Source organism: Lysinibacillus sp. F12, assembly GCF_057773605.1.
Genome location: NZ_JBYMLP010000002.1, coordinates 688,334 through 714,376 on the forward strand (window position 1 = coordinate 688,334; position 26,043 = coordinate 714,376).

Annotated in this window: 28 protein-coding genes; 4 read left to right on the forward strand and 24 right to left on the reverse strand. The window is 37.0% G+C overall.

Annotation, left to right across the window (positions count from 1 at the left end):
- The 16 genes from AC3CH7_RS10465 to nusB form a co-directional block, all read right to left on the reverse strand.
- On the reverse strand, positions 1 to 729 hold the full coding sequence (locus tag AC3CH7_RS10465; RefSeq protein WP_031417420.1) for a glycerophosphodiester phosphodiesterase: 729 nt from the start codon (positions 727 to 729) through the stop codon (positions 1 to 3).
- Positions 722 to 2,293: a flagellar assembly protein A gene (locus AC3CH7_RS10470; RefSeq protein ID WP_012295048.1), complete on the reverse strand. Its 1,572-nt coding sequence runs from the start codon at positions 2,291 to 2,293 to the stop codon at positions 722 to 724. Before AC3CH7_RS10470 ends, AC3CH7_RS10465 begins: the two co-directional genes overlap by 8 nt.
- A gap of 333 nt (positions 2,294 to 2,626) precedes the next feature.
- Positions 2,627 to 2,812, reverse strand: coding sequence for a hypothetical protein (locus AC3CH7_RS10475; RefSeq protein ID WP_031417418.1), 186 nt, complete (start codon positions 2,810 to 2,812; stop codon positions 2,627 to 2,629).
- Positions 2,813 to 2,894: 82 nt separating this feature from the next.
- Complete coding sequence (locus tag AC3CH7_RS10480; protein WP_031417416.1) at positions 2,895 to 3,887, reverse strand: S-layer homology domain-containing protein; 993 nt, start codon at positions 3,885 to 3,887, stop codon at positions 2,895 to 2,897.
- Positions 3,888 to 4,149: 262 nt separating this feature from the next.
- Positions 4,150 to 4,941, reverse strand: coding sequence for a sporulation transcription factor Spo0A (gene spo0A, locus AC3CH7_RS10485; RefSeq protein WP_031417414.1), 792 nt, complete (start codon positions 4,939 to 4,941; stop codon positions 4,150 to 4,152).
- Positions 4,942 to 5,333: 392 nt separating this feature from the next.
- Positions 5,334 to 6,281 carry a SpoIVB peptidase S55 domain-containing protein gene (locus AC3CH7_RS10490; protein WP_031417413.1) on the reverse strand — a complete coding sequence of 316 codons (948 nt, stop codon included), beginning with the start codon at positions 6,279 to 6,281 and terminating at the stop codon, positions 5,334 to 5,336.
- 124 nt (positions 6,282 to 6,405) lie between these two features.
- Positions 6,406 to 8,097, reverse strand: a complete 1,692-nt coding sequence (gene recN, locus AC3CH7_RS10495; protein WP_488381733.1) for a DNA repair protein RecN — start codon at positions 8,095 to 8,097, stop codon at positions 6,406 to 6,408.
- A gap of 33 nt (positions 8,098 to 8,130) precedes the next feature.
- Positions 8,131 to 8,580, reverse strand: coding sequence for a transcriptional regulator AhrC/ArgR (gene ahrC, locus AC3CH7_RS10500; RefSeq protein ID WP_031417410.1), 450 nt, complete (start codon positions 8,578 to 8,580; stop codon positions 8,131 to 8,133).
- A gap of 100 nt (positions 8,581 to 8,680) precedes the next feature.
- A complete protein-coding gene (locus tag AC3CH7_RS10505) occupies positions 8,681 to 9,499 on the reverse strand; it encodes a TlyA family RNA methyltransferase (RefSeq protein ID WP_012295056.1) in 819 nt (272 codons plus the stop codon).
- The gene (dxs, locus tag AC3CH7_RS10510; RefSeq protein WP_012295057.1) at positions 9,499 to 11,400 is read right to left on the reverse strand and encodes a 1-deoxy-D-xylulose-5-phosphate synthase; all 1,902 of its coding nucleotides are present in this window, start codon (positions 11,398 to 11,400) and stop codon (positions 9,499 to 9,501) included. The genes AC3CH7_RS10505 and dxs overlap by 1 nt, the downstream gene beginning before the upstream one ends.
- Positions 11,401 to 11,561: 161 nt before the next feature.
- Positions 11,562 to 12,443: a polyprenyl synthetase family protein gene (locus AC3CH7_RS10515; RefSeq protein ID WP_012295058.1), complete on the reverse strand. Its 882-nt coding sequence runs from the start codon at positions 12,441 to 12,443 to the stop codon at positions 11,562 to 11,564.
- 3 nt (positions 12,444 to 12,446) lie between these two features.
- Positions 12,447 to 12,680 (reverse strand): exodeoxyribonuclease VII small subunit, encoded by a 234-nt coding sequence (gene xseB / locus AC3CH7_RS10520; RefSeq protein WP_008179899.1) that lies wholly within the window; start codon positions 12,678 to 12,680, stop codon positions 12,447 to 12,449.
- Positions 12,677 to 14,035 carry an exodeoxyribonuclease VII large subunit gene (xseA, locus tag AC3CH7_RS10525; RefSeq protein ID WP_031417408.1) on the reverse strand — a complete coding sequence of 453 codons (1,359 nt, stop codon included), beginning with the start codon at positions 14,033 to 14,035 and terminating at the stop codon, positions 12,677 to 12,679. Before xseA ends, xseB begins: the two co-directional genes overlap by 4 nt.
- Before the next feature lie 231 nt (positions 14,036 to 14,266).
- Complete coding sequence (locus AC3CH7_RS10530) at positions 14,267 to 15,082, reverse strand: undecaprenyl-diphosphate phosphatase (RefSeq protein ID WP_012295060.1); 816 nt, start codon at positions 15,080 to 15,082, stop codon at positions 14,267 to 14,269.
- Positions 15,083 to 15,213: 131 nt separating this feature from the next.
- Positions 15,214 to 16,068: a bifunctional methylenetetrahydrofolate dehydrogenase/methenyltetrahydrofolate cyclohydrolase FolD gene (folD, locus tag AC3CH7_RS10535; RefSeq protein ID WP_012295061.1), complete on the reverse strand. Its 855-nt coding sequence runs from the start codon at positions 16,066 to 16,068 to the stop codon at positions 15,214 to 15,216.
- Positions 16,069 to 16,099: 31 nt separating this feature from the next.
- Entirely contained in the window at positions 16,100 to 16,483 is a 384-nt protein-coding gene (gene nusB / locus AC3CH7_RS10540; protein ID WP_012295062.1) for a transcription antitermination factor NusB, read from the reverse strand.
- Positions 16,484 to 16,694: 211 nt separating this feature from the next.
- On the opposite strand from nusB, the gene AC3CH7_RS10545 reads away from it, so the two are divergent.
- The 3 genes from AC3CH7_RS10545 to AC3CH7_RS10555 all read left to right on the forward strand — a co-directional run bounded on the left by AC3CH7_RS10545 (position 16,695) and on the right by AC3CH7_RS10555 (position 19,057).
- Positions 16,695 to 16,859 (forward strand): DUF2197 domain-containing protein, encoded by a 165-nt coding sequence (locus tag AC3CH7_RS10545; RefSeq protein WP_012295063.1) that lies wholly within the window; start codon positions 16,695 to 16,697, stop codon positions 16,857 to 16,859.
- A 15-nt stretch (positions 16,860 to 16,874) separates the two neighbouring features.
- Complete coding sequence (locus AC3CH7_RS10550) at positions 16,875 to 17,711, forward strand: MerR family transcriptional regulator (protein ID WP_036164103.1); 837 nt, start codon at positions 16,875 to 16,877, stop codon at positions 17,709 to 17,711.
- Positions 17,712 to 17,887: 176 nt separating this feature from the next.
- On the forward strand, positions 17,888 to 19,057 hold the full coding sequence (locus AC3CH7_RS10555) for an MFS transporter (protein WP_031417405.1): 1,170 nt from the start codon (positions 17,888 to 17,890) through the stop codon (positions 19,055 to 19,057).
- A gap of 91 nt (positions 19,058 to 19,148) precedes the next feature.
- Here the strand turns inward: AC3CH7_RS10555 and AC3CH7_RS10560 are convergent, their stop codons facing one another.
- Complete coding sequence (locus AC3CH7_RS10560; RefSeq protein WP_031417403.1) at positions 19,149 to 19,559, reverse strand: Asp23/Gls24 family envelope stress response protein; 411 nt, start codon at positions 19,557 to 19,559, stop codon at positions 19,149 to 19,151.
- 336 nt (positions 19,560 to 19,895) lie between these two features.
- On the opposite strand from AC3CH7_RS10560, the gene AC3CH7_RS10565 reads away from it, so the two are divergent.
- The gene (locus AC3CH7_RS10565; protein WP_488381734.1) at positions 19,896 to 20,057 is read left to right on the forward strand and encodes a DUF4181 domain-containing protein; all 162 of its coding nucleotides are present in this window, start codon (positions 19,896 to 19,898) and stop codon (positions 20,055 to 20,057) included.
- 367 nt (positions 20,058 to 20,424) lie between these two features.
- On the opposite strand, the gene AC3CH7_RS10570 is transcribed toward AC3CH7_RS10565, so the two are convergent.
- The 7 genes from AC3CH7_RS10570 to AC3CH7_RS10600 form a co-directional block, all read right to left on the reverse strand.
- Positions 20,425 to 21,342 carry an HNH endonuclease gene (locus AC3CH7_RS10570; RefSeq protein WP_332289685.1) on the reverse strand — a complete coding sequence of 306 codons (918 nt, stop codon included), beginning with the start codon at positions 21,340 to 21,342 and terminating at the stop codon, positions 20,425 to 20,427.
- 219 nt (positions 21,343 to 21,561) lie between these two features.
- Positions 21,562 to 21,780, reverse strand: coding sequence for a hypothetical protein (locus tag AC3CH7_RS10575; protein WP_332289683.1), 219 nt, complete (start codon positions 21,778 to 21,780; stop codon positions 21,562 to 21,564).
- Between the two features lie 97 nt (positions 21,781 to 21,877).
- Positions 21,878 to 23,236 carry an acetyl-CoA carboxylase biotin carboxylase subunit gene (accC, locus tag AC3CH7_RS10580; RefSeq protein WP_012295083.1) on the reverse strand — a complete coding sequence of 453 codons (1,359 nt, stop codon included), beginning with the start codon at positions 23,234 to 23,236 and terminating at the stop codon, positions 21,878 to 21,880.
- 13 nt (positions 23,237 to 23,249) lie between these two features.
- The gene (accB, locus tag AC3CH7_RS10585) at positions 23,250 to 23,747 is read right to left on the reverse strand and encodes an acetyl-CoA carboxylase biotin carboxyl carrier protein (RefSeq protein WP_012295084.1); all 498 of its coding nucleotides are present in this window, start codon (positions 23,745 to 23,747) and stop codon (positions 23,250 to 23,252) included.
- A gap of 199 nt (positions 23,748 to 23,946) precedes the next feature.
- The gene (locus AC3CH7_RS10590; protein WP_008179871.1) at positions 23,947 to 24,501 is read right to left on the reverse strand and encodes a SpoIIIAH-like family protein; all 555 of its coding nucleotides are present in this window, start codon (positions 24,499 to 24,501) and stop codon (positions 23,947 to 23,949) included.
- Entirely contained in the window at positions 24,502 to 24,861 is a 360-nt protein-coding gene (locus AC3CH7_RS10595) for a hypothetical protein (RefSeq protein ID WP_447402429.1), read from the reverse strand.
- Positions 24,862 to 25,128: 267 nt separating this feature from the next.
- Positions 25,129 to 26,040, reverse strand: a complete 912-nt coding sequence (locus tag AC3CH7_RS10600) for a stage III sporulation protein AE (protein WP_031417399.1) — start codon at positions 26,038 to 26,040, stop codon at positions 25,129 to 25,131.
- Between the last annotated feature and the right edge of the window lie 3 nt (positions 26,041 to 26,043).

Below are 26,043 nucleotides of genomic sequence, written 5' to 3' on the forward strand. Positions count from 1 at the left end.
TTATACACGCTGCTGTGTAGTGATGACTTTATCAGGGTAATCTGTTATCCAACCTATTACAGCATGGTGAGGATTGGTTAAGAATGGTTCATTACCATCAATTGCATAAAAACGACAGGCTTTGCCGCTTGTTACGCATGCCTCTAAATATCTTGGCTTGTAGTACCTTTTATGCATATGGACAGTATCAGCAGCTTTGTAATCAGCTAACAGATCCCATTTTAATTTTTTCGTGGCTATTAGAGCCGTTTCATATTCAGGTCTTTGCTTTTTCACATATTCCAGTATTTCGTAATGGAACGACGAGAAGTGGCTCCCTGCTGGTAACGATAGCCCTTGAAGAAAGTCATTCAGCCCACTTTGATTGTCTAAAATGGTTGATTTTAATTCAATATTTAAAGGGAGCTTATGTGTTTTAGCCCATGCTAAAACTGCATCAAATGCTGGTATTTTAGCCGATGAAAAAAGACGCCTCCAAGGCTTGCCGAGTTTAAAACGTAATAACTCTTCCATCGTACAATCACTCACCAGTTTATTGATACCTACTAATCTTGACAATTGTGGATCATGGTAGACGATTGGACAACCATCTTTTGAAAATTGGATGTCTAACTCAATGCCATCAGCCCCAAGCTCCAATGCCTTTTCAAAAGCTTTAAAGGTATTTTCTAGCGCATAGGCCGATGCTCCTCGATGTGCAAACACCGGAATATAGGACGAATTAGACATTTAACTCACCAAACTCTAGCAGAAATTTACCATTGGTCATTTTGCTTAATAAAGATGATTTTTTACCAATTTGAATATACGTCCCCGGATGCGCTTCCTTTGTCACAACAATCTCTTCTTTACCAATATGACGCATTTCGTCCATTATTAGCTTTATTTCACGATCTAATGTAACCGCTTCTGCCTTTAACTTTGTTAAAGCTTGCTTTGTCTCTTCAAAGGATGCTGTTTGTTCTTTAGACATTTGGTTGAGAAATGGCAATAAACTTTTCATTTTGGATTCATGGGCTGCAATTTCTGATTGTAACTCTTTAAGCTGGACAGCTTTTTCCTGCATGATCGAATTATTCTCTTGTTTATTGACACTTTCAATAATCAAATCCGTTCGCCGTTCCAATCGATTACCAGATATGGCCGTGACAATCGTATTTTTAGCTACAGCACGCCCTCCAATAATTTTACCTTTTCGTTCATCCACTAAAATGGAATGGGCTGAAAGCTGTGAACCTAATGCATAGAAACCAATATGGATACTATCTGCTGCCATTAAATTTGCTTCATTGACATGTTTGACAAAAATATTGCCACCCGCTTCCACAACTGTTGACCCAAGACCAAATATGCCACCGCGAATATAAACATCTCCTTCGATGGATTTAATCAGTTTGGCACCGCTTACACCTTCAGCGCCATCAATAGAAATATCACCAGTTGCAATAACTGTATAGCCATTTGTTACTGTTCCTTTAATACTAAGAGAACCATTAAATTCTAGATTACCTGTTTCAACGCCTACATCACCGTTAATAGGTAGGTGTCTGTTTACACCAATCATACCTTTCACATCATCTAGAACACCAGCAATTTTCGAGCGGATCACAATTTTCCCGTCCTCTTCCACTTCATATGCTGATTTTGTATCGTATCGGATTGGAAAATCCCGTCCTGGTGCGGCAGCCACTACCTCACCTAGCACATTTTTCCCTGGTTTACCTAATGTAGCAGGAATCTTTTCACCTAGCCATGAGCCTTCCGAAATTTCTGAGATAAAATTCATATCAAAGTAATCCGCTTTTCCATCATCACGAATGACCGGTTTTCTCTCCGGCTTAGGTAAGTATGTAATTTGTGCATCCGTGCCTGCTATCGGTGGTTGCCCCTGAGCAATTAAAAATGCTTTTCCTGGTTCAGCCTTCGAAATATCAAAATCTAAAATTCCATGCACAATTTCATTTTCAGCAAGTATTTCTTGAATTTGCTGTGTCAGCTTTTCTTTATGATTGGCAATATATTCGTTTGTTTCATAGATAAAAATAGAGGCTGACATTTTATCACGGGCAATTTCAGCTTCAATATTTGGAAGCCAGCGGCCAATTTCTACTGGACTTGTATTTTGAGTAGACAGCACGTTTTTTAAAATTGAAAAATTAGATAATTTAAGTCGTGGATGACTACGTAAAATGCTATCAAATTCTTTTAATGGGAATCCGGCACTAAAAGTAAGCATAAATACCTTGCCATTTTCTTCAGAAATTTCGAAGTTTTCATTTCGAACTAGAATCAAGCTACCTCCTCCTTCCCTCTATATGTAAGTATATACAATCCACTTACATTTGTTTAGAGACCATTGTCACTAACGAGAAAGAAAATAGTACTACTTAATCATTAAAACATCGAACTATTTTTTATTTCCGTTAAATATAAATAGGTTTATAATACTAAAAAAATGTTTATTATTTTATTTTTTTAATAAAATTACCCTTAATTACATGGATATTCTATTAGGATCATTTGAACAAATAGTATTCCCTAGATATATATTATAGGATGGGATCGTCATAAAAAATAAATAATAAAAGGTCTTTAGAACTATAAAATTTTCAGATATTAAGGCTCTTTATTCAAGATAACTCTTTATATTTCCAATTTGGAAGGTCGAACCAAGTTGTTCTAATTCTTCCTTAGTCATATATCGCATATTTATTTTACCGTCTACTACGAGACGGACTTCAAATAATTGTTCATCTATTTGTATAATTTCTATTGAATTCATTCCATCTAATTGAAAATTGACACTTTTCATTTGAATCACCTGCTTCTAGTTATTTCATCTAACCGTATGTAATAAAAAACTACCCCAAAAAAACAGGGTAGAAAAGGAAGTATTACCAAGCAGTATAACCAAAGTCATTACTAAAATCTACTGTTGTATTATTCGTAATTTCTATGTTTTTAATTTGATGTTTATAAAGGAACATTGTGTTATCTTCAAAAACTTTATAATTATAATTACCAAATATAGATTTAAGCTGACTATGCGAATTTAAAGGTTCAGAAATATTCCGTTTTGCATTTTTCGATGAGATTACTGCGATATAATTTCCAGAGGGAATACTATTAATACTATAATTCCCATTCTTATCTACTAAAGTTCTATATACATTTTTCAACTCAGTTTTATTATCAAGCCAATCGAATAATTCTTGTTTAGTGTAACTTGGATATGTTGCAGTTGTTGAAAATAGATAAACTGTAGCACCTGTATCTCCTAAAGTACCAATGAAGTCGTTATACTTCCAAACAACCGTACCCTTTATAGCACCGTTTCCTCTGCTGGTGTTGGATGTATTTGGATTACTAGAAACTTTACCAGATTTTATATATTGCTCTGTTCTATTTATAAAAGCTTTTAGGTGCGTTTGAGTCAATTTATTATTAGGCTTAAATGTACCATCAGAATAACCAGCTGTTATACCAGCAGCTACTAATTGTTGAATCGCATTATATGCACTATTTTCTCGAGGGACATCTTTAAACGTAGCATTCCCTGTAGGTAATTTTGAACCAAAAGCTCTTGAAATAAAAATCGCAATATGTGCTCTAGTTAATTCTTGCGAGGGCTTGAATGTACCATCAGAATATCCACTTACAATTCCTTTATCAACTGCTGATTGGATATAACCACTTGCGTAGTGACTTTTCGGAACATCTTTAAATTGTGTTGCTCTTTGAGTACCATCCAATCCTAAAAGCTTCCCAATTTCAACAATTGATTCGGCACGATTTGAAACCTTTTCTGCAGCATTCACTTCTGAACTATTAAATGAAAGAATAGACAAAATTAATACAAAAAACAATGAACATAACACTTTTCTCATATGTATACCTCCACATTTTATTCTAGAATCCACCCTTTAATACTAATATCTAAACCTAAATTGCATTACATTAGTATCACCCCTATAAGATAAGATTACCATCAAACCAATTTTTTTGAAATATTTTTATAGTAAGGGATTAAGGCATAAAAAAATACGCCCTTCTAAACAGTGATTCCACTGTCTAAAAATGGCGTTATAAAAACTCGAAGTATAATTGCTATTTCAGTTTTTCTATCATTTATTGCTAAAAGCTGTACGTTTAGCTAGCCATCATGTCGATACGGATTTTGTCTGCTATCATAGCAATGAACTCACTATTCGTCGGCTTGGATTTCAAATGATGGACTGTGTAACCAAACATCGACGAAATGGATTCATAATTGCCACGATTCCATGCCACTTCAATAGCATGACGAATAGCACGTTCAACGCGTGATGGTGTTGTGTTGAATTTTTTTGCAATTTCCGGATATAAAATTTTTGTCACAGATCCTAATAATTCAATATCTTCGAATACCATTTGAATGGCTTCGCGCAAATAAGAGTACCCTTTAATATGCGCAGGTACACCAATTTCTTTAATGATGGCTGTAATTGTGCTGTCTAATTGATGCTGATTTAATTTTTGAGGCACTGTTGGTTGTAAAACGCTTGTCTTTTTAGGAAGTGTCGCCTTCTGTCCAGCACAGTGTAAAATCTTTTGTACCAATTGGTCAAATTCAAATGGCTTTAGCATGAAATAGGAAGCCCCTAAATCTACAGCCTGCTTCATGACATCTTCTTGGCCAAAGGCTGTTAACATAATTACTTGGACTGATGACATTTTCTCATTTTGATACATCGATTCTAAAACAGCTAAGCCGTCAAGATGAGGCATAATTATATCTAGAAGTAAAATATCAGGTGTAAATTCCTCAAGCATTTGTAGACAAATTTTTCCATTTGAAGCTGTCGCAATAATTTCTATTTCGGCATGTCCCTGGAAATATTGCTCCATTGTTTTTAATAACTCACGATTATCATCTGCAATCGCTACTTTTACCTTTGTCATTTCAATTCCTCCTTCTGGACTTGCTTTGAACACTCCAAAGCGTTAACCTAACCCCTAAATGCCGTTTTTGGCACACTGTGGAATTTTCGACATTTTTGTTTAAAAACCTTTTTCATTTCCAAAAATGAGTATGTAGTCCGATACTTTCTTTTAATATCGACAAGTTGCGCTAAATAATGGCAAACTGTCGAAATGCTCTTATTACCTATTTTAGATAAAAAAATAAGATAAAACTACAGTTTTTTTAAATATCATGACTCCTTAAGGTTATTATGAGAAATACTTGTTGAATTCAAGGCCTTTTTAACATAAAGGTAAAAATCCGCAAGTCTCCAGCGGCACCTGTTCTGCCTGCGGAAAATGCGGATTTTTACCAAATGCCATCCCTCTTTTTAGGAAGACTTTCTTAACATTTCAGCTACCGTTAGAGCTGCTCCCTTTTTCGGCTCCTCCACAAACATATGTGTCACAGCACCGACAAACCGACCGTCTTGAATGATAGGACTGCCACTCATTCCTTGCAAAATTCCACCCGTTTTTTCAATGAGCTTTTCGTCAGATACTATAAATTCAAGTCGTTCATTTTCAACCTTTGTTATTTCAATGGAAAAAGTTTCGACTTTACGGCCTTCAATCGCCGTATATATTTCCGCTTTCCCCGTTTTTATATCCTTTTCATGCATAATTTCAATCGCTTTGGGTAATCTTTGTGGATAGCCTTCTTCCCAACGGCCAAAAATTCCATAAACAGTATTTTTATCTATACTCCCTAAACGTTCCTGATGTTTTTCAATGGAGGAGATTTTGTATCCCGGTTGGCCAGGCATACTTTTACGGATTTGTTGAATGGAAGCTAAAAAAATGGAGCCAGCTCTAAATACAGGGGCTTCTTGTAGGGTTGAATCAACAATTTGATGACCTAGTGCGCCATAGTTTTTTGTCTCTGGATCAATATAAGTCAGTGTTCCTACTCCATCTGTTTCATCTTTTAAAAAGGATATGATGTGCTCTGCTTCTTGATTTTGTAATTCAAGTGTAACTTGTTTTCCGTCATTATTGATCGTCCATTTCTGTTGGCCTTCTTTAGCCATAGCTTGTTTGGCATCTGCCAGCGATTTTACAGGTATATCATTAATTTTTTCAATCACTGCGCCGCCTTTCATCCACTGATTGGAAGCTAACAGTACATCATGCGCTACAAACACATGCGATAATTGAAGTTGGATTCCAATGGCTTCTCCCATCGGTATAAGCTTTTTGGCGGCTAAAGCTTGTATAGGCAACACTAACAAAAAGATGAGCATAGGCAAAATGACTAATTGACGCCAACGACGATTCATACGACACCTCCTTTTCATTTTTGTCTTTTTACTATGTGTTGTTGTGGCATTCTTATAAGCGGTAAATATTTGTGCAAAAAGAAAAAAACCAGAAACAGTATCAACAACTGTTTCTGGAATATGCTTAACGCATTTGTTTTTTACGTTCTTCTGCCATGGTTAATAACTCTGTTGCATGCTGTAGCGTTAAAGCAGTAATTTCTGTTCCAGACATCATACGGCTGACTTCTTCAATCCGTGCCTTCTGATCAATTTCTGATAAAGAAGTAAATGTTCGATCATGTTCGACTTCTTTTTTTATAAAGTAATGATGATCAGCCATTGCTGCAACTTGAGGTAAGTGTGAAATGCAAAGCACTTGAGAATTAATGGATACTGCAGCAATTTTTTCTGCAATGGCCTGCGCTACTCTTCCACTAACACCTGTGTCCACTTCATCAAAAATGATGGATGTAATACCATTCGAAGAAGAGAAAATGGTTTTCAGCGCCAGCATCATTCGTGATAACTCTCCTCCCGAAGCAATTTTCGGTAAGGACTTTGGTGGTTCTCCAACATTGGTAGAAATATAGAAAACAATTTGATCTTTTCCATTTGCATCGAAATATGACAATTCTTCAAAATTGACAATGAATTTAGCTTTTTCCATATGTAATTCACGTAACTCTGCCATAATGGCTTCACTTAACTGTTGGGCAGCAGCTTTACGCACAGTTGAAAGTTCTGCAGCAAGCTCATTGAGCACCGATTCCATTTCAAGCACTCTTCGCTCTTTCACCTGCAAAATTTCATCGCGATTGAGCAGTTCATTTAACTCTATTTTTATTTTTTCAAAATACGCTAAAATGTCCTCCACTGTCGAACCATATTTGCGTTTTAAATTTTGGAATAAAGCTAACCGTTGCTCCACCTCATTTAAACGTGCTGGATCAAACTCTAACTCATCTAATACATTTTTGACCTGATAAGCCGCATCTTGTAGCGCATAAAATGCCGTTGTCACTGCCTCGGAAGCTTCTTTGAATTGTTCATCCACTGTTGCTGCATCGTCCAAAGCTCCCATTGCATTACCAATCCAATCAAGACCTTTTGATTCTCCCTGAATAGCCTCATAGGCAGCACTAGAGCGCTCAAAAATTTTATTGTAATTCATGAGTCGACGGCGTTCATCAAGAAGCTCATCTTCCTCACCTAGCCTTAAATTGGCTTCTTCTAGCTCATTTATTTGAAATTGATACAAATCAATGCGTTGTGCCATCAATTGTTCATCAATAGAAATTGAAGCCAGGTCCTTTTTCAGCATTCGATATTCTTCATATTGTTCGCTGTATGTTTTTTGAATAGGCAACAGCTGTTCTTCTGCAAACTGGTCGAGTAAATTGATATGTTGTTTTTCATCCATCAGCTCTTGATTTTCATGTTGGCCATGAATATCAATAAGACTCGCACCAATTTCCCTCAGCACTGATAATGGCACAAGTTTACCATTTACACGGCAAATACTTTTCCCAGAATCATTTAAATCACGACGTAAAATAACTGTATCTTCTTCAATTTCAATGCCTGCTTCTTCTAATTTTTTCAGCACTGGATGCGTGGAATTCGAGATTTGAAATAAACCACCTAATTCTGCTTTCCTTGCTCCATGACGAATAAATTCAGTATTTCCCCGCCCACCAGCAAGTAAATGAACAGCATCAATGATAATTGATTTACCAGCACCAGTTTCCCCAGTTAGCACTGTCAATCCTTCTGAAAAACTTACAGTCAAATCCTCAATGATAGCAAAGTTTCGGATACTAAGCTCTCTTAACACTAATTGTCACCTCTGAATCCATTTCCCCATTTTTTAAAGCATGTCTAGTAAGCGATTTTTTGTATTTTCCCGCTCGTTTTCATCTCGACAAATAATTAAAATGGTATCGTCTCCAGAAATTGTACCTAAAATTTCTGGCCAATCTAAATGGTCTAATAAGGATGCAATCGCATTCGCATTTCCAGGAAGAGCTTTCATCACTAAAAAGTGCGAAGCTCCATCAATGCTGATAAAGGCATCCGCTAATGCGCGATGTAATTTTTGTACTGGGTTAAATCTTTGATCTGCGGGCAAGCTATACTTATAGCGGCCGTCCTGTAATGGTACTTTCACCAAATGTAGCTCTTTGATATCACGGGATACCGTAGCTTGTGTCACATTATAGCCTGCATCTTTTAGAAAATCGACTAAATCATCTTGTGTTTCAATTTCATGATTAGCAATAATATCCCGAATCCGTATATGTCGTTGTCCTTTATTCATCATAGCCACCTCTAATAAATAATTAATTATGTGTATAATCACACTACCATTTTCAACAAAAAAGCACAAGAAAAAACACGGCTCTATAAGCGAGCACGTGTTATTTTAAAGAATTATGCGCTTCTTCTACGAGTGCATTAAAAGCTGTATATGCAGGAATGTCTTCTTCTCCAACAGGATTCACTAAATGGAATAAAAATTCAATATTTCCTTCTCCACCTGTTATCGGGGAATAAGAAGCATCCTTCACCACAAATCCAACTTCTGTGGCCATGGCTGCCGTTTTTTCTAATACTTCAAGATGGACTTTTTTATCACGAACGATACCTTTTTTTCCAACCTTATCTTTTCCCGCTTCAAACTGCGGCTTCACCAATGCCATGACATCACCACCTGGTAGCAATAATGTCTTTAACACCGGTAAAATTAATGATAAAGAAATAAAACTAACATCTATTGTTGCAAAATCAGGTAACCCTTCAGATAAATCTGCCGCCGTAGTATATCGGAAATTAGTTTTTTCCATGACAGTCACACGTTCATCCGACCGAATTTTCCATGCTAATTGATTGGAGCCAACATCCAGCGCATAGCAATGTCTTGCTCCATGCTGCAACGCACAATCTGTAAATCCACCTGTAGAGGAGCCAATGTCAAGCATCAGCTTCCCTTCTACAGACATATCAAAAATTTGTAGGGCCTTTTCAAGCTTCAGACCACCACGACTAACATATTTTAAATCGGAGCCTTTTACTTGTAGAGGGGAATCGATAGCAATTTTTTCTCCTGCTTTATCGATACGTATTTCATTTGAAAAAACAAGTCCTGCCATAATGGAACGTTTTGCTTTTTCTCTTGTTTCACATAATCCACGCTCTACTAGTAAAATATCCACGCGTTCTTTTGGTTGTTTTGTCATTATTTATTCAAACCTACTTGCTGTTTTTGTTGAAGTAATACCTGCATACGCGCTACCGCATCCTCTGCTGTCATATGAATTTCTTCAAGCAGCTGATCGACATTACCATGCTCGATATATTGATCTGGAATACCCATACGATCAACAATTGCATTAAGATAGCCATGGTCATGAGCAAATTCTAATACGCCGCTGCCAAATCCACCTTTTAGAACCGCTTCTTCAATCGTTAAAATCGGTTTATGATTAGATAAAATTCGATGTAGCATATCCTTATCCATTGGTTTGATAAAGCGTGCATTGACCACCTCAATATCAATACCTTGCTGTGCTAACATGTCTGCTGCTTGCATGGCCATCGGAATCGTTGTGCCAAATGTTAAAATGGAAGCGTCTTTTCCTTCTCGTAAAACTTCCCAGCTACCAATTGGTAATGCCACAAGCTCATCATCTAGTGGTACACCAATCCCATTACCACGTGGATAACGTAACGCAATTGGACCTCCATCATACTCAATAGCTGTTTTCACCATATGCTGCCCCTCATTCTCATCCTTAGGCATCATGATCGTCATGTTTGGAATATGACGAAGGAAAGCGATATCAAATACGCCCTGATGTGTTTCCCCGTCTGCCCCAACTAAACCAGCACGATCAATACCGATAAAGACATTTAGATTCGGACGTGCAATATCATGTAAAACTTGGTCATAAGCACGTTGTAGGAATGTGGAATAAATCGCTAAAAATGGCTTCATATTTTGTGTAGCTAAACCTGCTGCCATTGTTGCTGCATGCTGCTCAGCAATCCCCACGTCAAAGAAACGATTTGGAAAATCCTGTTGAATACCTTGTAATTTTGACCCGACAGGCATAGCAGGTGTGATCGTCACGATTCGCTCATCTTCATGAGCAATTTTACGAACAGTTTCTGCAATTAAACTACTCCATGCTGGGCCTTTTGTCTCTGACTTAACAAAGGCACCATTTTCAATTTTATAAGGACCTGTTCCATGCCAATTACCAATTGTATCGTCTTCAGCAGGTTTATAGCCCTTCCCTTTTTTCGTAATCACGTGAACCAGGACTGGCCCTTTCACTTTTTTTGCATGGGATAATGTCATTTCCAATGCTTCAAAATCATGACCATCAATAGGACCAAGATATTTAAAGCCTAGTTCTTCAAAAAAGACCCCTGACACCACTAAATATTTTAAGCTGTCCTTCAAGCGTTCCGCAGTAGATGCAAGCTTCCCACCTAATACCGGAATTTTATTAATCAGTGATTCGAGCTCTTCTTTGGCTTTTGAATACTCCTTGGCAGTACGCAAACGTCCTAAAACACTGTGAAGCGCACCAACATTTGGAGCAATGGACATTTCATTATCATTTAGGATGACAATCATATTCGTTTTCGCATGTCCGATATGATTTAACGCTTCAAGCGCCATACCGCCAGTTAAAGCGCCATCCCCAATAATAGGAATTACATAGTTATGTTCTTTTTTTATATCACGTGCTGCTGCCATACCCATGGCTGCTGATAAGGAAGTTGAGCTATGACCTGTTTCCCATTCATCATGTTCACTCTCCACGCGCTTTGGAAATCCACAAAGCCCTTTGAACTGACGTAGTGTGTCAAATTGACTCGCACGACCTGTTAAAATTTTATGCACGTAAGCTTGGTGGCCAACATCCCACAAAAACTTATCTTTTGGACTGTCAAACATTTTATGCAACATCATCGTAAGCTCGACTACTCCTAAATTCGGCCCGATATGTCCACCTGTGACAGAACATTTTTCGATTAAGAAGGTACGAATTTCTTGCGCTACCTGCTCAAGCTCCTTCTTATTTAAGTTTTTTAAAAAGGATGGACTAGTTATTTTATTTAAATCCACCTTTCTCACACACCTTTTCAATAAAATATTCACCACATTTGTTTTCACTATTATAGCAGTGTTATCAATATGCTAAAAGCACGAGCACTTCATTGTTTACAATTTGTAAACGTTCCCACCTATTCTAGCATATTCTTTTCCTTCAATGCCTTGATTTTCTCTTAGTTTTTACGATGAACAATATATGCCGCAAAGTCTCGTAACAAGCTAGCATCTATTGGTAATTGATCGAGTGCATTAATGGCATGTTGATAATGCTCCGCAAGCTTTTCTTTCGCTCCATCTAGCGTTAAAAGTGCTGGATAAGTACTCTTATCACTAGCTACATCTTTGCCTGCCGTTTTCCCTAGTTCTTCTGTTGTCCCTTCGATATCTAAAATATCGTCTTGGATTTGGAAAGCTAGGCCGATGTGATGGGCATATTCCTTCAATGTAGCACGGTCTTGTTTAGACGCGTCTGCTAATACTGCTCCCGCTTCAATACTAAATCTTAATAAAGCACCAGTTTTATTAACATGGACTTGTTCCAGTTCCGTTAAATCAAGCTGACGCTGCTCACCCTCCATATCGAGTACTTGACCACCAACCATGCCTTCAGCACCTGCGGCAACGCTTAATAACTGCACAAGCTCTATACGCTTTTCAGCCGTTACATCCATGCGCGCTAAAATACCAAATGCCAATGTGTTTAATGCATCACCAGCTAGTGTTGCAAGTGCTTCTCCATAAACTTTGTGGTTTGTTGGCTTTCCTCTTCTAAAATCATCATTATCCATGCTTGGTAAATCATCATGAATTAACGAGTACGTATGAATGATTTCAATGACAGCCCCTACAATTAAACCATCCTGTAAATTTTTTCGGTAAAGCTCAAGGACAGCTAATACAAAAAGTGGTCGTATACGTTTTCCGCCCGCCTTTAATGAATATAGCATGGAGTCCTTTAAATCTACTGGAGCATCAATTTTTGAAACAAGTGCAAACATCGTTTCTTCGATTTGTGGTATGTTGCTTTCAATAAAGTACTTTAATGGCTCATTCATTTCCTAATTCTCTCCCTTTAGTGGATCAAATGCTGTTGTTTCACCTGTCTCTTGGACAATAGATACTAGCTGCTCTTCAGCATGTTGCAGCTTACTATGGCAAAACTTTGATAGCTCCATTCCTTGCTTGTATAAATCAATCGCATTTTCCAATGGCACATCGCCTTGTTCTAGCTGGCGAACTATTTCTTCCAATGCCGTCATAGCCTCTGCGAAAGTTTGTTGCTTTTCTGTCACAACGATTCCCCCTCATTCTTTGGCAAAATATCCTTCACTTCAGCCACAACCTTCCCATCATGGAAAGCTAATGTCAGATAATCCTGTTCTTGTACTTCAGTGGATGATTTGATCATATGTTGATCTTTATAAGCGACTGTAAATCCTCTTGTTAAAATGGATAGTGGATTTAATGCTTCTAGTGTTCGAATGGTTGCCTCAAATTGTTGTTGCTGCTTCGCTACATAATACGTTGCAGCACGTGTTAACTGTTGCATGCGCGCTTCTAGCTCCCGTTGATGGAAAGCAAGTGCTTTTTTTGGTGAATGTTGTGCCACCGTACTATGTAATTGTTGAAGCTGTGCACTCTTCTTCATCAAATCTACTTGCATGGCTGTTTGCAATCCTGACTCGAGCTGTGCCAATCTTTCAGTAAACGGTCGATAAAGTCTTTCTGGCATTGACAATGGATAAGACTGTTGGAGCTTATTAAGACGTTGTCGTTCAGCCATAAGTTGCGACCTAACCATTTGGTGAATTTGAGATTTTTGTGAAAGTACCCGCTGGAATAGCTCCGTTTGATCTGGTACTGCCATCTCTGCGGCTGCTGTTGGTGTAGGTGCGCGTAAATCAGAGACATAGTCGGCAATTGTCGTATCTGTTTCATGACCAACTGCGCTAATAATAGGGATTCGACTTTCAAAAATAGCTCTCGCTACTATTTCTTCATTGAATGCCCATAAGTCCTCGATAGAGCCTCCCCCTCGTCCGACAATCAACACTTGACACGTAGCATCTTGATTGGCACGTTGAATATTTTGCACAATATTTGGTGCCGCCTGTGCTCCTTGAACGAGTGTAGGGTAAATCAGAATTTCAGCTAGAGGGTAACGTCTCTTTAAAGTCGTACAAATATCTCGAATCGCTGCTCCTGTTGTTGATGTTAGCACACCAATTTTTTCAGGAAACTTTGGGATCGATTGCTTCCAATCTAATTTAAAAAGCCCTTCTTTTTGTAATTGTTCTTTTAATTGATTAAAGGCAACAAATAGACTACCGATACCATCCGGTTGCATTTCTTGGACATATAGCTGATAAGTCCCATAGCCTTCGTAAACGTTTACATCCCCACGAATAAATACTTGCATACCTTCTTTTGGTTCAAATGCTAATTTCGTGGCAGCCGCTTTAAACATCGTGGCAGCAATTCTTGCCCCATCATCCTTTAATGTAAAGTAAATATGGCCAGATTGATGAATTTTCACATTTGATAGTTCGCCTTTCACATACACTTCGCGTAGGTGAGGGTCCGCATCGAATTTTCGTTTAATATATTTTGTTAATGCTTTTACAGTTAAATAAGAAGCAGAGGACATGTTTTCGGCTCCTTTACTAAGATCAAGTTTTTCACAAAAACTACACCTATCATAACATTTTTTACTGGTGTTGACGCGTTTAAATGCAGTTTCGCTAGAAAAAATGCCTGTCTTTTATCTATCAAAAAACAACTATAACATATTCATACACGTTCTAACTAATAGAAATTGACTATTCAATGAATAACAAAAGAAGGTCTCATAACAACAGTTGTTATGAGACTTTACATTTTAATAGAATAATAATAATAATGTTCCTACAATAAAACAGTAGTACGTAAAATAGCTAAGTTTACCACTTTTCATAATGCCCATAAACCAACGCATGGCAAAGTACGTCATAATAAGTGTAGCTAGAAAAGTGGCTGCATATGGAAGCGCTAACGCACCTTTATTAGGCTCACCTAAAAAATCAGTTATTCCTAATACAACCCCACCTAAGCTTACTGGAATATAAAGCATAAAGGAGAAACGTAATGCCGTATCCTGTCTCATACCTACTGCAATAGCTGAAATAATCGTAGCACCTGATCGGCTAATACCTGGTGTGAGAGCGACTGCTTGCCCTAACCCAACAATAATGGCATCCTTCGTACTTAAATCTGCATCTTTTTTCTTCCCACGCATATTACGAATCAACCATAATGCCGCACCCGTAACAAACAACATGAGTGCAATTGTCGTCATGCTCACATTGTCTCCAATAACATCACTTAATAATACTCCTAAAACGCCCGCCGGAATTGAACCGATAATAATATACAAAGCAAAACGAAAATCAGCATTATAGCGCTTCTCACGTGTTTTCAAGTACAAGAAGAAATGGGAAATCAATCGCACTATATCCTCACGATAAATATAAACAATAGCAAGTAACGACGCTGTATTGGTTAGAATGGCGAACGTAAACCCTTGTTCACCAAGCCCTAGTATTTCGCTGGCAATCATCACATGTCCACTTGACGATACGGGAATTGGTTCTGTAAACCCTTGGACAAGGCCAATAATGATATGCTTCACAATTAACACAATATCGATATTTTCCATAAAAACCTCCTACTAAGTATGTATGTCCCAAACGTTACATTAGACGTCAAAATTAGCATAAAAGTTCTGGCATCGATCCATAAAAGAAGTCATCTCAACACGATATTGAGATGACTTCTGGAAAAGGCTATTTAATTAGCAAGCTTATTTTCAGCTGCTTGCACAGTGTTGAATAGTAACATGGTGATGGTCATCGGTCCAACACCGCCTGGAACAGGGGTGATATGAGACGCTATACCATCTACTTCAGCAAAGTTTACGTCGCCGCATAATTTATTGTTGTCATCACGATTAATGCCAACATCAATTACAACAGCCCCTTCTTTCACATGCTCTTTTGTAATAAAGTTTGCACGTCCAACAGCAGCAATTAATATATCCGCTTGTTTTGTAAATGAAGGTAAATCTGGCGTTTTGGAATGTGTATACGTAACCGTAGCATCTTTTTGCAATAGTAGTTGTCCCATTGGCTTACCAACAATATGACTACGTCCTACGATTACAGCATGTTTTCCTGCAATTTCAATTCCTGAATACTCAAGAAGCTTCATTACGCCAAAAGGAGTACAAGGTAAAAATGTTTCTTGGCCAAGCATCATTTTCCCAACACTGACAGGTGAGAAGCCATCAACATCCTTCTCGACAGCAATTGTCGCGATGACTGTATCCTCATCAATATGTTTGGGAAGTGGTAATTGTACTAAAATACCGTGAATATCTTCACGTTGATTTAATTGTTGAATTTGTGTTAATAATTCCTCTTGCTTCGTTTCTTCTGGTAATTTAATCAGTTCCGAATACATACCAATTGCTTCACAAGATTTTTGCTTATTTCTCACATATGTAGCTGAAGCTTGGTTGTCCCCAACTAACACAACCGCTAAACCAGGTGTTAACCCCTGTTCTTTTAAACGAATTACACGCTCTGCTACAGCATTACGAATTTCTTGACCAATCTCTTTACCATTAATAATTGCACTTGACATAAACCTTCGTTACTCCTTCCAATTCAACACATTATTCTTGTTCTGTAAATTTAGAAAGTACACCATTGACGAATTTAGATGAACTATCATCGCCAAATGTTTTACATAACTCGATTGCTTCGTTTAGTACTACTCTTTTTGGTGTTTCTGGCATGTATAACAGCTCGTATACAGCTAGGCGTAAAACAGTTCTTTCAATTTTGGGTAAACGGGCAAGTGACCACTTTTCAAGATGCTGTTCTAATGTAGCATCAATTTCCTCCAAATGTTCAGCTGTTCCAGTAACAATTTTTTCGTAGAAGACATTTGTCGGTTGGCCTTTAATATGACCCATTGCTTCTTCAACTGTTAAATCTGTATTGTCTAGCTGAAACAAAACTTGCAACGCTTTTTCGCGTGCTTCATGTCGTTTCATGTAAAGCTCTCCTTCTTAAGTGGCATTAAGGTTTATAATAGCATAAAATCGCCCGAGAAACACGATTTCAAGCAAGTTTTCAATAATCTGAAACCTTTTTCAAGAAACTTTTTGCGCATCTAACAATTCATGTTAAGCATTCCAAAATGATTGTTTAAATCACAAAATGTTATAATAAAGAAAATTGAAAGAATCTTCAGAGGTGTTCACAATGCAATATGAAGCTATTTGCACAAGCTGTAAAAAACCATTCAAGCTCCGAGAGGGTGAAGCACAATATAAACAAATGAAAGAACGTAAAGCTCACCTATTTTATTGCGAAGAGTGCAAGCATAAAATTCGCTTTGATGCCATCCGAAACTTCTTTAGCTACTAGTGGAGGCAAGTAAGTATGAAGGAACATTATTATACAATCGGTGAGGTTGCCAAACTGTCGAATCTATCTGTTCAAACTTTACGCTATTATGATCAGATTGATTTATTTAAGCCTGCATACACTGATACTTATACCAATTATCGCTATTATAAAGATAGTCAAGTTTTTTATTTAGACATCATTAAATCACTTAAATATATCGGTATTTCACTAGAAGATATAAAAAAGGCGCTCAAATTAACGTCTGAAGAACTGCTTGACTTTTTAGCACAGCAAGAGCTAAGAATTGATGATAAAATTTCACGATTGAATGAAGTAAAAAACACATTATTAAAAACCAAAAAGCAATTACAGGAACAAATTGATATCCCCTTCTTTGGTGAGGTATATATACAGGTAGAGGAAGCGATGCCTATTCTACAAGTGACAACTAACAAATTAACACCAACTTCTAGTACCAATACATATTACGCAACCCTTACAAAAATTATTGAGAAAGAAGGCAGTGTATTAAATAGTCGCTATGGTTGTATATATCCACTCGCTCCCTATGAAGATGTGAATGCAATTATTTATGATGCTATTTTCACCCCGCTATTAACAGAGCGTATTTTTTCGAAGCTATCGTCAAACATTGAACAAACAATTATACCTGCAGGTACATTTGTATGTATCGCATTTATCTACCATCCGGATACCTATTTTTCTTTTTATGAAAAATTAAGAAATTATGTGATGGCTCAGTCAGAGGCTTTTGAATCCCAAGTTTATGAGCTCTATATGCCAGCTACTCTTACTATAGAGCATGAAAAGAAATTCATTGTTGAATTAAAGGTTCGCAAAAAACAATAAGATATCATCTTCCTTTATGTATAACTCTCTACATTAATTTCCAAACTGATAAAAAACATTAAAATTGAAAACAAATCTTTTGACCCTATAGTTACTATAGGGTTTATCGTATTACATGGAAATATTCTAGTAGAATGTCAATTTCATGTATCGTGAACGAATAAAAGGAGAACTTTATGAGCAAGAAACAAAATATAACATTAGCAATTTTACTATCGAATCTATTCATTGCCTTTTTAGGTATTGGTTTAGTCATTCCTGTTTTACCAACCATCATGAATGAGCTTCATATTTCGGGCTCCGTCGTTGGGTATATGGTTGCAGCCTTTGCCATTACGCAACTGATTGTGTCACCTATTGCAGGTAAGCTAGTCGATAATATTGGCCGCAAAGTCATGATTGTTGCAGGGCTTTTTATTTTTGGACTTTCAGAGTTTTTATTTGGATTAGGACGTTCCATTGAAATACTCTTTATCTCTCGAATGCTAGGTGGAGTCAGTGCGGCCTTCATTATGCCTGCCGTCACTGCTTATATTGCCGATATTACTACACTATCTCAACGCCCAAAAGCTCTTGGCTATATGAGTGCAGCAATTAGTACAGGCTTTATAATCGGTCCTGGAATTGGAGGATTTTTAGCCGAATATGGTACGCGGGTACCATTCTATGCGGCAGGTGTCCTTGGCCTTGTAGCAGCCATCTTTTCCTTCGTATTATTAAAGGAACCAACACGAGCTGGAGATAAGGAAGATACACCAACATCCATGTTAGGTAGTGCAAAGCGAGTATTTAGCCCGCTTTATTTCATTCCATTTATTCTTATTTTCGTCCTATCATTTGGCTTAGCAGCGTTCGAATCATTATTTAGTTTATTCGTCGATCATAAATTCGCCTTTACGCCTTCGGATATCGCCATTATCATTACAGGCAGTGGGATTGTAGGTGCATTGGCACAATTATTACTATTTGATTGGCTGACAAAGAAAATGGGAGAAATTAATGTCATTCGTTACTCGCTAATCCTCTCAGCCGTTTTAACATTTGCTATGACCATCGTCAATCATTATTTTGCCATCTTATTTGTCACATTCTTTATTTTTGTCGGTTTCGATTTAATTCGTCCAGCTGTCACTTCATATTTATCTAAAATTGCTGGTAATGAGCAAGGGTTTGTTGGTGGCATGAACTCTATGTTTACAAGCCTAGGTAATATTTTCGGTCCTATTTTAGGCGGGATACTGTTTGATATTAATTTGAACTATCCCTATTACTTTGCGACAATTGTTTTAGTGCTAGGTGTCATCCTTGCGTTATTCTGGAGAAAGCCAAAGCATATTGAATTATAAACTTACAGCGATACAATATTATGAATGAATTTCCAAATAACAAAGGATTGCCCAAAGATGAATGAATCATCTTTGGGCAATCCTATTCGTTTTATTCATGTACCACAGTTTCTTCTTTTTCGAAGTGAATCCCTGTAATATGCACATTTACTTCTGCTGTTTCCAGTGCTGTCATATTAAAAATAGCTTGGCGTATCTGTGTTTGTACCTCCTTCGCTACCTTAGGAATGGCATATCCATATTTCACAGAGCAAAATACATCAATAGCGATTTCACCCGTTTCTGTTACACCTGATTTAATGCCTTTATTGTGTACTTTTTTACCGAAACGTTCCACGACACCTGTCGCAATATTACCACGTGTTGCAGCAATGCCTTCGATCTCATTTACAGCGATTCCAGCCACAACTTCGATAACCTCTGCCGCTACTTCAATTTTTCCAAGCTCTTCTTTTCCAGAAGGTGTTGGTTGTACGAAAGATTGTCCTACTTTCTCTGCCATACAAATATCATCCTTTCCCTTACACATCACAAACAAATGCTGTACTTACGCTTATTATACTATAAAAAGGAAGGTTTGGCTGTCGAAAGCCGTTTTAATTTATAAAGAAGCTTCATGAAATGATCTTTATTGCTCCTCAACATTTATTAATTCACACTGCTATATCAGTTAATTTATAAAGTTTACATTTTCCATTTTTATACCAACTAATAATTTACTATGATATGCTCTCTATTATGAATAAAGTTTTAGCTAGTTAAGAAAAAGCAGATTTGAGAGGTGAATAAATTGACAAGAATGAAATAGGAACATTATTACTATTTTTAAATTGTGTTAGTGTTAGTAATTAGTATTTTTGGATTTGTAATTAGAAAATTGTTAGGTGTCGAGAGAAAAAAATGGTTTTCTTATAATCATCTTAATGAAAGACATAAAAAACTTGATTGGTCAGGAAGAATATTTTTTATAAGTCTATTTTTTTTAGTACAGTTTATATGAATAACAACGATTCATTTGTCGTTTATCGAAATTTTGAAACACGGATTATCTTAATTGCTTTTATAATAACTTTTACGATAACAACTGATTTTTTCGGCCTATTTAATAATTAAAATTTTATCAAGTTCATGAGTGCTTGGTGGAATGGTTGTTTTACAAAAGACTAGTAACGTTAAAAATCCTGTCAATGCCAACTCCCTCAAGCTTTAACGATATATCTAAGAATAGAAAAATTTCAGAACGCTCTTCTATTACCATCTTTTTTCATAATTTTACTTTTAAATTACTTTTAAAAAGGCTTGTAAAATCTATTCTAGTAACATACAAAAAGAGAAGCATATTAATCCAGCTTCTCTTATGATTACTACTATACAAATACATGCTTCTTATGCCATTTAAAATACTTCTTATTTTCCTCATGGCGATTCACGCGCATTTTAGGATGAATACCGTACTTCACATAATCCTCCTCATCAATCCGTTCAGAGATATGAATCTTACCTGTCCCATCAAATGCAATATAGCCTTTGTCATATAATGCATCATGATTACAGCATAACAATAAACCGTTATAAGCATCCAATCTTTCTTCATGTGCGCTATCCTTCCAAGGCTTTGAATGACTTGCTCTTAGCATTGCAGGTAAATCTATGCCACACAATGCACATTGATGATTCCATAAAGGAGCTAACGCCTCTTTATATCTCTGCTGACCTTTACGAATTTTCACTTTTGCTTCCGCTTCTGTCTCAGCTAGGATTGGTACAAGTTTATTACTTTCTCTACTTACAACAGAACCAATTGCAAACTCTAATTGCTCCTGATTTTCTTCATATATATTTAAGTCACTAGTCAATTCTAATAATTTAATTGCGAGCGTTTCATTACATGGGTATAAATAACCTTGATTGCCATTCCCATCTTGCTGGAAAGGAGAATACTTTATGGGTAGAAGCGGTAAAATCACATCAAAACTTGCCTTTATATTTAGTGGTATATCTAACTCATGATATTTTAAATCTACTAAATAACCTGCATCTTCCCATTGTGAATAACTTTGCATCTCTCCTGGTTTTGAAGCTTCATAATAATTTGACTGTGCGATACTAATAGCAACTAACTCTCCACGTACATAATGAAATATACAATCCCCTTTTAATATCTCTTTCATCCGATTCCATGAGTGTGGTACTTTACCAGATTTATCTTTTTGCGGTGACCAAATAATGCCCGCTTCTTTCTCTTCTAAATAGGTGTGCCCTTGCATTACAATATAATAATTCATCTAATTATCCCTCTATCTTGATCTGTTCTATATTTGAGTGTAAATGACGTAATCTTTAGTAGCCCCTTCAGGTATGAATAATTATAATCTATTTTATTAAAGATAGTTAAGAATTAAGGATTTACACAATTCATTACGGTTTGCAGGGATCGTAGTGCTACTACATTTCCATATAGTTAACTTGATAAATTTGGTTTTAATGTACCCGCTTTTTTCACATTACTTACCCTTCCATAGCCGCATTTGTTCTTTTACGATTAGTAGTGCATTAACGACTTTGATGCCCTTCTTCACCTCAGTTACGTCCACTATCATTTTCGGAGGTGCAATTAGCTCTGTGTCATCCTGTTGAAATGCCCCATTAAAGTTTGGAAGCTGTATACTCCCTGTAATGTAATTCAAATCATATATCCCTGTTCTCTGTTTATTTTTGGACATAAAAAACCTCCTAACTAATAAAAGTTAGAAGGTAATAAAATTGCGAACTTTGATAGGTGTTCTATTCCCTATTCGATTCCCTAAACCCACAAATCAATTACTTGCTTGTCCCCAATACATCATTCTCTTCAAGGAACTTCGTATTGAATTGTGCTGATTTGAACACGTCGTTGTTCATGAGTGCTTGGTGGAATGGAATCGTTGTGTTGATTCCAGGTCCAGATACTTCAAATTCACTTAGCGCGCGATTCATTTTCGCAATCGCCTCTTCTCGTGTATTGGCATGTACAATTAGTTTTGCCACCATTGAATCATAGTATGGTGGAATTGTATAACCTGCATAAACAGCAGAATCAATACGTACACCATAGCCGCCTGGCGTTACATACGTATCAACAGTTCCTGCTGAAGGCATGAAGTTTTTGTAGGCATTTTCTGCGTTAATACGGCATTCAATTGCCCAACCATTTAATTGTATATCATCTTGAGTGAAAGGAAGTTTTTCACCAGATGCAATCTTTAATTGTTGTTGTACAAGATCTACACCAGAAATCATTTCTGTTACTGGGTGCTCTACTTGAATACGAGTATTCATTTCCATGAAGTAGAACTTGTCTTCTTGATAGTCATAAATGAACTCAATTGTTCCAGCACCTTCATAGTCACAGGCTTGAGCTGCTTTTACTGCAGCTGCGCCCATTTCAGCTCGGCGTTCAGAAGAAAGAGCTGGAGATGGAGCTTCCTCTACTAACTTCTGCATACGACGTTGAACAGTACAGTCACGCTCGCCTAAATGCACGACATTACCATAGCCATCCGCTAAAATTTGGATTTCACAGTGACGGAAGTACTCGATGAATTTCTCTAAATATACGCCAGGGTTACCGAATGCAGCAGCAGCCTCTTTTTGCGTAATATCAATACCTTTGACAAGATCTTCTTCTGTACGTGCTACACGAATCCCTTTACCACCACCACCAGCAGTTGCTTTGATGATTACAGGATAACCAATTTTAGCAGCCCATTCTTTACCTGTTTCGATATCTGGCACAATACCAGTACCAGGAACAAGCGGAACTCCTGCTGCTTCCATTGTTGTACGTGCTACGTCCTTGATACCCATAATTTTAATGGAATCAGATGATGGACCGATAAACTTAATGCCAGCGTTTTCACAAGCTTCTGCAAAATCAGCGTTTTCCGATACAAAGCCATAGCCTGGGTGGATACCGTCAGCACCTGTTTTTTCAGCTACACTAAGTAGGGCTGGGAAGCTAAGATAAGAATCTTTTGATAGCTTCGGACCAATACAATAGGCTTCGTCTGCTAATTTCACATGTAATGCGTCTGCATCTGCTTCAGAGTACACAGCAACTGATTGAATGCCTAACTCTTTACAAGCACGAATAATACGCACAGCGATTTCGCCGCGGTTTGCAATTAAAACTTTTTTCATGGATTTGCACTCCTTACTCAGCTTTTACAAGGAATAATGGTTGGCCGTATTCTACTAATTCGCCATCTTTCACAAGTACTTCAACGATTTCCCCTTGCACTTCTGCTTCAATTTCGTTGAATAATTTCATTGCTTCTACGATACATACAATTGTTTCGTTCCCTACTTTGTCGCCTGCTTTTACGTAAGCTGGTGAATCTGGGTTTGGTGATTGATAGAAAGTACCAACCATTGGAGATACAATTTTATGTAGCGATGGGTCGTTAATCGCTGGCGCGGCTGCAGCTGGTGCTTCTTCCACTTTAGCTGGCGCTGCTACAGGAGCTTCTGCTGGTGCAGATTGTTGTACAACAGGTGCTACTACTTCTTTTTTAGGTGCTACAGTTTCTGTAACAACAATATTATTCTTTTTTAACTTAACTTTTGCGCCATCTACCTCATACACAAACTCGTCAATTGAAGAAGAATCTACTAATTTAATAATTTCGCGAATTTCTTGAATTTTGAACATTTCTAACTCTCCTTATGAAATAAAATCTACTACAATAACTATTTTATATTTTTTCGAATCAATTTGAAACAGTTAAATGAAAATTAAGTAAATATGAACAAAATAAAAGGCTTTCCTTTACTAAGCGAAAGCCTTTTCATAACGCTGATATATAACAACGCCCTTTGAATAAACTAAAAATTTATTATTTTCTATATTTTTAATAATTATTCGCGCTGAACTTTACTTGTACATCATTTGCGCCTTCCATCTCTGTTCTCACTAAGTATATAATTTCATTTGCTTGGGATTTTGATAATTCTTCAGCCATAACTGTAACAGAAACTTTCTCTCCTTCAGCGCGAACAAATGCATCAGAATAACCTAATGATTTAATGAGCATTTCAAGCATCGCTTCTGCTGATTCTCGTTTAATAAGACCATCCATTTCATTGAATGCCTCATTTTTTTCGTCAGCGGAAGATTCTTCTGAAGCAATTTTTTGTGTTAGCTGCTCACGAAGTTGACTTCTCTCATCACTAACTTGCATACGCATTTCTTCGAATAAATGACTCGGTGAAGAAACTTCTTGTGTCACATCATTCGTTGCTTTCTGATCTGTAACACCACTTACAGCTGTTTGTTGTAATGTATCATCCGTAAAAATAGTAAGGCCATTGAACTGTTTTGCTGGATCAACCAAATAATACACTGAAATGACTGCTACTAAACTTAATAATGTCATAAACCAAACTGTTCTTCTACGTACGCGCATTTACTTTTCCTCCTTATTTTCCATTGGAACGATAATAATTCGATGAATCGGCAACTGCATCACTTGACTGACGACTGCACGAATTTCATTTTTCACAAAGATATCGGATGCACCTTCTGAAACAACTAGCATTCCTGTTACGTTTTTCGCGCCTTGCTCAGTCCCTCGAAAATATTGGCTGAATAGTTTATTGGCATCTTGATCATCTGTCATCTCTCCATAATAAAAATAGACTTTAACCTCCCCAACACCTTGCATTGCTTTCAGTGTTTGCTCAAGTTTTTCTTCATTAGAGAGCGGTGAACCTTTGTCGTTCGTTGAATTCGTTTGATACATAGGCAAAATGATGAAAATACCCACGGAGGCAGCTACCAGTATTAAAACCATTAATGACGTTGTTTTTTTTCGTGTCTTTTCCACATCACTTGTACATTGCCTCCTTTCATCTTCTCTTTTTCAAGTGTATGTACGCTTGTTTCTTCCTATGAATTGATAAATGGAATCTTTAATAGCAATTGCAAAAATACTAACGTGATGACCAATTTTGTGAGCGAAATTATTTCCTTATCATCCGTTAGAAACACAAAAATCTGACAAACAAACAGCAATGCCAATAAAAGAATCAATTTATCTCCCCCCTGCCATAACTTGTACGAACACAATGAGGAAAAAACAAGAGAACATAAATGAAAAAGCAATCAGAAATGATACAGCACATAAGGTAAATAGGGATTTACTAATTTGATCGAGTAGTCTACAAATATCATCAAAGGCAATTGGTTCTAAAATAGCTGCCAGCATTTTCAAAGAATAGGCACTGACAACAAGTTGAACAGTTGGAATAAACGATACGGTAATAACTGCAATAAAGGCACTAATGCTTGTAAGGGAGGATGTAAATTGTGTCATATGCTGAAACATCGAAAAACTATCAACTATAAACGAACCAACAACCGGAATATTTTCTTCAATTAACTTTTTGACCGGCTCAGCAACAGCTGCATTGACGCTAAACGCTGCCACCCCACCTGCGGTCATCAATAGGACATAGCAAATAACAGAGGCAGAAACGATACTCATAATGGTAAAACGAATTAAATCTGCGATTCTTGTAAAAGAAATTTCCTTGACAATCACACTGCACACATCAAAGACAATGGCTAATAAAACACCTGGAATAAGCCACTTACTACTAATAATGGTGAGAACTTGTACAAAAAACAGCAAAAATGGCTGCCAGGATGCAATGGCTGTAATACTACTTGATAACATAAAGCTTGAGGTCAAAATAGGATAGAACGCCGTAAATAAATGGGCTAGTCCTTGTGCAATTTCATCAATTAATGTAAAAGATTTAACAACAACTGGTCCTATCGTCGCTAAGACAATTAGAAAAAAGAGGATTCTTGTCCCTTTTTCAAATTCTGGTAATAGCATATTGATAATTAAAATAATGATGACATAACTACAAAGCAACAGTGTCATCTTGAGCAAGAGAAAGAATGGGTCGATTAAAAACGAAAGTATTTGCTCCTGCAATGG

Coding starts and splice junctions, on each gene's coding strand:
- AC3CH7_RS10465 (WP_031417420.1), bottom strand. CDS start 729: ATGTCTAATTCGTCCTATATTCCGGTGTTTGCACATCGAGGAGCATCG.
- AC3CH7_RS10475 (WP_031417418.1), bottom strand. CDS start 2,812: ATGAAAAGTGTCAATTTTCAATTAGATGGAATGAATTCAATAGAAATT.
- AC3CH7_RS10480 (WP_031417416.1), bottom strand. CDS start 3,887: ATGAGAAAAGTGTTATGTTCATTGTTTTTTGTATTAATTTTGTCTATT.
- spo0A (WP_031417414.1), bottom strand. CDS start 4,941: ATGACAAAGGTAAAAGTAGCGATTGCAGATGATAATCGTGAGTTATTA.
- AC3CH7_RS10490 (WP_031417413.1), bottom strand. CDS start 6,281: ATGAATCGTCGTTGGCGTCAATTAGTCATTTTGCCTATGCTCATCTTT.
- ahrC (WP_031417410.1), bottom strand. CDS start 8,580: ATGAATAAAGGACAACGACATATACGGATTCGGGATATTATTGCTAAT.
- AC3CH7_RS10505 (WP_012295056.1), bottom strand. CDS start 9,499: ATGACAAAACAACCAAAAGAACGCGTGGATATTTTACTAGTAGAGCGT.
- AC3CH7_RS10515 (WP_012295058.1), bottom strand. CDS start 12,443: ATGAATGAGCCATTAAAGTACTTTATTGAAAGCAACATACCACAAATC.
- xseA (WP_031417408.1), bottom strand. CDS start 14,035: ATGTCCTCTGCTTCTTATTTAACTGTAAAAGCATTAACAAAATATATT.
- AC3CH7_RS10530 (WP_012295060.1), bottom strand. CDS start 15,082: ATGGAAAATATCGATATTGTGTTAATTGTGAAGCATATCATTATTGGC.
- folD (WP_012295061.1), bottom strand. CDS start 16,068: ATGTCAAGTGCAATTATTAATGGTAAAGAGATTGGTCAAGAAATTCGT.
- nusB (WP_012295062.1), bottom strand. CDS start 16,483: ATGAAACGACATGAAGCACGCGAAAAAGCGTTGCAAGTTTTGTTTCAG.
- AC3CH7_RS10545 (WP_012295063.1), top strand. CDS start 16,695: ATGCAATATGAAGCTATTTGCACAAGCTGTAAAAAACCATTCAAGCTC.
- AC3CH7_RS10550 (WP_036164103.1), top strand. CDS start 16,875: ATGAAGGAACATTATTATACAATCGGTGAGGTTGCCAAACTGTCGAAT.
- AC3CH7_RS10555 (WP_031417405.1), top strand. CDS start 17,888: ATGAGCAAGAAACAAAATATAACATTAGCAATTTTACTATCGAATCTA.
- AC3CH7_RS10560 (WP_031417403.1), bottom strand. CDS start 19,559: ATGGCAGAGAAAGTAGGACAATCTTTCGTACAACCAACACCTTCTGGA.
- AC3CH7_RS10570 (WP_332289685.1), bottom strand. CDS start 21,342: ATGAATTATTATATTGTAATGCAAGGGCACACCTATTTAGAAGAGAAA.
- AC3CH7_RS10575 (WP_332289683.1), bottom strand. CDS start 21,780: ATGTCCAAAAATAAACAGAGAACAGGGATATATGATTTGAATTACATT.
- accC (WP_012295083.1), bottom strand. CDS start 23,236: ATGAAAAAAGTTTTAATTGCAAACCGCGGCGAAATCGCTGTGCGTATT.
- accB (WP_012295084.1), bottom strand. CDS start 23,747: ATGTTCAAAATTCAAGAAATTCGCGAAATTATTAAATTAGTAGATTCT.
- AC3CH7_RS10590 (WP_008179871.1), bottom strand. CDS start 24,501: ATGCGCGTACGTAGAAGAACAGTTTGGTTTATGACATTATTAAGTTTA.